Here is a 5,875-nt window from a genome sequence, read left to right on the forward strand (position 1 = left end):
GCGGCCGAACGCGCGCCGAACTGGGGGGCGCTGCGGCTGGCCTGGGGCGACGCCCTCAAGCGCGCCGGCCGCCCCGACGAGGCGCGCGCCCAGTGGCGCGCCGCCCTGCCGCTGGATCTCTCGGCGGTCGATCGCGCGGCGGTGAAGGCGCGGCTGAACTGAAACGTCTGGGCTGAAGCGGTCGCGCGGCGTCGCGCCGGCTTCACCGCGGCCGCGACTCCAGCTACGGAACGGAGCATGAACGCGCTCGTCTACGTCCTCGCCGGCACGACCGCCCTCTCGGGCGGGGCCTTTGTTTGGTCCTTCCTGGCGCTGGGCCGCCAGCGGGCGCTAGCCCAGGAGCTGTCGGTCGAGCTGGCCCGCACCGAGGAGCGGCTGCGCGCGGCCGAGAGCCAGCCCGAGCAGTTGGCCGAAATGCTGCGCGCCCAGGCGGCCGCCTCGGCCGAGACGGTGGCGACCAAGCTGGTGCAGCGCGCCACCGAGACCTTCCAGGCCCAGGACCGGGTCGCGCGCGAGCGCATGGAGGCCCAGCTGAAGCCGGTGGCCGAGACCCTGGCCAAGTTCGAGGCCCAGGTGGCCGCGGTCGAGAAGGCGCGCGCCGAGGACACCGGCGGCCTGAAGGCCCAGATCGCCTCGCTGATGGAAGCCTCCGTCGCCACCCAGGCCGAGGCGCGCAAGCTGTCCGCCGCGCTGCGCCGCGGCGCGGGCGTGCAGGGCCGATGGGGCGAGGAGACCCTGCGCAACGTGCTGGAGGCCGCGGGCCTGAACAGCCGCTTCGACTTCCAGGAGCAGTTCTCGGTCGACACCGAGGAGGGCCGCCGCCGCCCCGACGTGAAGGTGATGATGCCCGGCGGCGGGGTGTTCGTGATCGACGCCAAGGCCTCGCTGAACGCCTTCCTGGAGGCCCAGGACGCGGTCGACGACGCCGCGCGCGAGGCGTCCCTGGTGCGTCACGCCCAGAGCCTGAAGACCCACATGCAGGGCCTCTCGGCCAAGGCCTACTGGGACCAGTTCAAGGAGGAGGGCTCGCCCGACTTCGTGGCCATGTTCGTGCCCGGCGACGGCTTCCTGGCCGCCGCCCTGGACCGCCAGCCCGACCTGATGGCCGAGGCCATGGACAAGCGGGTGCTGATCGTCACGCCGACCACCCTGTTCGCCCTGTGCAAGGCGGTGGCCTACGGCTGGCGGGTGGAGGAGCAGGCCGCCAACGCCGGCAGGGTCGCCGAGTTGGGCAAGGAGCTCTACAAGCGCCTGTCGGTGATGGGCGGTCACGCCGCCCTGATGGGCAAGGCGCTGGCTGGCGCGGTCGACAAGTACAACGCCTTCGTCGGCTCGCTGGAGAGCCAGGTCCTGACCCAGGCCCGCCGTTTCGAGGAGCTGCAGGTCGACCACGAGGGCAAGGCCATCGCCGAGCTGGCCCCGGTCGAGACCGCGGTGCGCCCGCTGGCCAAGCTCGCGGCCCCGGCGGCGGAGTAGATCCCCCACCACCGTCATCCCGGACAGCGCGCAGCGCTGATCCGGGACCCAGCAAGCTCGACGCCGACACCGCAAACCTGCGCTGCAACAAGCGTAGCGCCTGCTGGGTCCCGGCTCTCCCGCGCGCATTCGCGCGCGTCCGGCCGGGATGACGAACCCTAAGGAATCGGCTTTGGCTGCCCGGCGATGAAAACCATCCTCCTGCTCGTCTGCTCCAACCTGTTCATGACCCTGGCCTGGTACGGCCACCTGAAGTTCACCGACAAGCCGCTGTGGCTGGTGGTGATCGCCAGCTGGGGCATCGCCTTCGTCGAGTACTGGTTCGCCGTGCCGGCCAACCGGATCGGCTACCAGGCGGGCTTCACGGTCGGCCAGCTGAAGGTGATGCAGGAGGTGATCACCCTGGTGGTGTTCGCCGGTTTCGCAGTCTGGGTGATGGGCGAGCCGCTGAAGTGGAACCACGCGGCGGCCTTCGTCTGCCTGATCGGCGCGGTCGGCTTCATCTTCGCGGACAAGTTCTGACGCTGGTCTCACCCTGAGGTTGCGCCCGCCGCGCGCGCCGCTAGGTTGGCGCCGTTCCGGCGCTCGGGGGGGAGCATGGACGACGCGACTGTACTGCCGACGGCGAAGCCGCGCCGCGCGCGACGCGTGCGCGAAGAAGCGCCGACCACGCCCGATCCGATCGAGATCGCCATGGACCTGGAGCGGGGCGACGCCTCGCCGGACAGTCCGGCCCGCCGCGTGCTGATCGAGCACCACCGCTTGCTTTCCGCCCAGGTGGTGCAGGCGAGGCTCGCCCGCGTGCGCGAGCGCATCGCCGTGGCTCGCGACTTCGCCGCCGCCGGCCTGGTCGTCGTCGTGTTCGTCGGCGTGCTGGGCGTGCTGTGGGCGGCGCGCCAGGCCGACGGCCTGGTGGTCGAGCCGTTCTCGGTGCCGCCGGCTATGGCCGAGCGGGGGCTGGACGGCGCGGCGGTCGCCTCGCTGTTCCTCGACAAGCTGAGCGCCCTGCAGGCCCAGACCCAGTCCGGCCGCGCCCCGGCCAGCTACGGCCACGACTGGGGCGAGGACCTGTCGGTGGATATCGCCGGTTCCGGCGTTTCGGTCGGCGACGTCTGGCGCGAGCTGCGCCGCAGCCTCGGCCATGAGAGCCGCATGACCGGCGGCCTGGTCCAGGAGAACGGCCGGCTGAGCCTGGTGGTGCGCACCGGCGCGACCGCGGTCGAGCCTGCGGTCGGCGCTGAAGGCGACCTGGACGCCCTGCTGCAGACCGCCGCCGAGCGGGTCTACGAACAGACCCAGCCCTACCGCTACGCCATGTGGCTGGGGCGTCGCGCGCGCGCCCTGCCGCGGGGGCCTGAACGCGCCGCCTTGGAAGCGCGCTCGGTGGAGATCCTGAAGCGCCTGACCAACGACGAGTCGCCGGTCGAACGGGTGTGGGCCTACAACGGCCTGGGCGTGCAGGACGACCTGCCGCCGGAGCAGGGCGCCGTGTTCCTGCGCGCCGGTCTGGAAATCGACCCGGACCACAACTTCCTGCTCGGCAACCTGGCCGGCCTGGAGAGCGCCCTGGGCCACGACGCGGCGGCGGCCGAGCTGAGCGCGCGCGCCCTGGCGGGGCTCAAGCGCAAGCCCAAAGACATGAACCCTGCGGTGATCGCCGCCGACTTGCCGGGAACGGAGGCCGACGTCGCCGCCGTTTGGGGCGACTACGGCCGCGCCGCCGAGTTCTACGCCAAGGCCGCCGACGTGCCGGTGAACAACACCGGCCTCGACTACACGCCGGTGGTCGCTGAGGCGCTGATCTTCAACCACGACCTGGCCGCCGCGCGCCGCCGTCTCGCCAGGGCCGGCCTGACCGACGACGCCGCCGTGGCGGCGCGGGTCGCGCCGGCGGACAGGGTGCTCACGCCGTGGACGTTCGCGATGGAGGAGGCTGGGGACTGGGCCGGTGCGGTCGTCCAGCTCGGGGCCGCCGATCCGATCTACGCCACGCGTCTGACCGTCCGCTCCGAGCCGCTCCGTCGGACCCTGCTGTGGCCGCGGCTGGCCTACGCCAAGGCCCGTGCCGGCGACCTCGCGGGCGCCCAGGCGCTGATCGCCCGGACCCCGGCCGACTGCCTGCTGTGCGTCACCGTTCGGGGGCAGATCGCCGCCCTGGCCGGCGACAAGGCCGGCGCCGACCGCTGGCTGGCCGAGGCCGTGCGCCAGGCCCCGAACCTGCCGTTCCCGTTCTCCGCCTGGGGCCAGGTCAAGGCCGCGCGCGGCGACCAGGACGGGGCGATCGCGCTTTATCGCAAGGCGCAGAAGCTGGGGCCGCGCTGGGCCGATCCGCTGAAGTTCGAAGCCGACGCCCTGGTCGCCAAGGGGGAGGCGAAGAAGGCGCTCGCGCTCTATCGCAAGGCCGCGGCCCTGGCCCCGCGCTGGGGCGCCCTGCACCTCGCCTGGGGCGACGCCCTGGCGGGGCTCGGCCGGCGTGACGAGGCCCAGGCCCGCTGGCGCGAAGCCGCCGCCGCCGATCCCGCCAGCGCGCGCAGGGTGTCGGAAGCGAAGCTGCTGGCGGCCACGTTGGGACGGTAGGGGCGGCCCGACGGGCGCATTCGCGATCAGGCGGCATCCACCGCGCGACCTCGGCGGTTGTCACCTGTCAGCGAAGGAGCTTGCTCATGTACGCGGCTGTGCGGCGCTACGAGGGGATCACCGACGACGCGAAGGCCGGTCGTATGGTCGCGGAGAGCTTCGTTCCCCTCCTCGAAGATGTCCCCGGCTTCATCGCCTATTACTGGATCGACGCCGGCGACGGCGTGATGGCCTCCCTGAGCGTCTTCGACAGCAAAGAGGGCGCGGACAGGTCGGTCCAGATCGCCCGCGCGTGGGTGGCCGAGCACGCGCCGACGCTCATTCCCAACCCGCCGCGGGTCACCGAAGGTCCGGTGGTGGCGAGCGGCCGGGCGTGACGTCCGCCGCCTAGCGCGGCGCGTGCAGCGGGATGATCTTGGCGCCGGTCGAGGCGCCGCCGGCTTCCAGTTTCACCACCGGCAGGCGCACGGTCACCGCCGTGCCTTCGCCCAGCGTGCTCTCGATGGTCGTCTCGCCGCCGTGCAGCTGCGAGAAGGCGCGCACCAGCGACAGGCCCAGGCCCGTGCCCATGCCGCGCGCGCCGGCCGGGCCGGCCTGTTCGAACGGGCGGCCGACCCGCTGCAGGTCGTCGGGCGACAGGCCCACGCCCGTGTCGGCCACCTGCAGCTCCATGGCGCCATGGTCGCCGCGCAGGCTGACCGTGACCGCACCGCCGGCCGGGGTGAACTTCAGGGCGTTGGACAGCAGGTTGAGCGTGATCTGCTTCACCGCCCGCTTGTCGGCCTCGATCATCAGCGGCTGCGGCGGCAGCACGCCGCGCAGCGCGATCTGCGCCTCGTGGGCCTGCACCCGCACCAGTCGCAGCGCCGCCGACACCGCCTCGCGGGCGTCGAAGGTCTCCAGGTGCAGCTCGTAGCGCTCGGCCTCGATCTTCGACATGTCCAGCACGTCGTTGATCAGGTCCAGCAGGTGGCGGCCGGACTCGTGGATCAGCTGGGCGTACTCGGCGTAGCGGTCGGGCATCGGCCCGAACATCCGCTGGCGCATGATGTCGGAGAAGCCGAGGATCGAGTTCAGCGGCGTGCGCAGCTCGTGGCTCATATTGGCCAGGAAGCGCGACTTGCCGGCGTTCAGGCTCTGGGCCTCCATTCGCGCCGTCTCCAGCGCCGCCTCGCGGGCCTGCTGGACGGTGGAGTCGCGCAGGGTGCCGATCATCCGCCCGTCCTTCAGCCGGCGCAGGCCAAGCGTCACTTCGCGGTCCAGGGCCGCGCGCGGGGTGAAGGCGACCTCGCCCTCGCCGACCGAGGCGGCGCGCAGCAGGGCGGTGTGCAGGGCCGGCCGGTCGGGATGGTGGGCGGCGGCGATCAGGCCCTGGCTGAACAGGGCGTCCACCGGCACGCCGGCCGGCGCGGTGCCGAAGGCGGAGCTGATCCGGCCATCATGATCGATGGTGATCATCAGGTGCGGCTGCTCGGCGACCAGCTCCTCCAGCCGCCCCAGCGCGATCTCGGCCCGGTCGATGCGCACGCCGCGGCGGCGGAAGGCGCGCATGACGGTGGCCGACAGGGCCGTGCCGGTGGTGGAGAAAGCCAGGATCGACAGCCACAGGTCCACGATCGGGGTCGGGCGCGGGCCGCCGGCGGTCAGCGACACCCAAAGGGCCAGGGCCACGGCGAACAGCGACAGGGCGGCGGCGCCCGAGACCATGCGCCGGCCGTCCAGGGCGACGGCGGCGGCCAGCGGCGTCAGGCACCAGACCGCGAGCGGGCCGGTCAGGCCGCCGGTCGCGGCCGCGGCCAGCGAGCCGAACACGGCCCAGGCG

At 73.0% G+C, this 5,875-nt stretch carries 5 protein-coding genes; 4 read left to right on the forward strand and 1 reads right to left on the reverse strand.

The window, feature by feature from the left end:
- Positions 1–237 precede the first annotated feature (237 nt).
- From G3573_RS19370 to G3573_RS19385, 4 genes are all read left to right on the forward strand, one after another.
- Positions 238–1,476, forward strand: coding sequence for a DNA recombination protein RmuC (locus tag G3573_RS19370; protein ID WP_163263321.1), 1,239 nt, complete (start codon positions 238–240; stop codon positions 1,474–1,476).
- 186 nt (positions 1,477–1,662) lie between these two features.
- The gene (locus G3573_RS19375; protein WP_163263322.1) at positions 1,663–1,998 is read left to right on the forward strand and encodes a DMT family protein; all 336 of its coding nucleotides are present in this window, start codon (positions 1,663–1,665) and stop codon (positions 1,996–1,998) included.
- 75 nt (positions 1,999–2,073) lie between these two features.
- A complete protein-coding gene (locus G3573_RS19380; RefSeq protein ID WP_163263323.1) occupies positions 2,074–4,053 on the forward strand; it encodes a hypothetical protein in 1,980 nt (659 codons plus the stop codon).
- Between the two features lie 86 nt (positions 4,054–4,139).
- On the forward strand, positions 4,140–4,430 hold the full coding sequence (locus tag G3573_RS19385; protein ID WP_163263324.1) for a hypothetical protein: 291 nt from the start codon (positions 4,140–4,142) through the stop codon (positions 4,428–4,430).
- A 10-nt stretch (positions 4,431–4,440) separates the two neighbouring features.
- On the opposite strand, the gene G3573_RS19390 is transcribed toward G3573_RS19385, so the two are convergent.
- Positions 4,441–5,875: HAMP domain-containing sensor histidine kinase (locus tag G3573_RS19390; protein WP_163263325.1), on the reverse strand; the 1,435-nt coding region annotated here is incomplete at its 5' end.

Origin of the sequence: Caulobacter sp. 17J65-9 (assembly GCF_010975005.1) — a bacterium.
Lineage (GTDB): Bacteria > Pseudomonadota > Alphaproteobacteria > Caulobacterales > Caulobacteraceae > 17J80-11.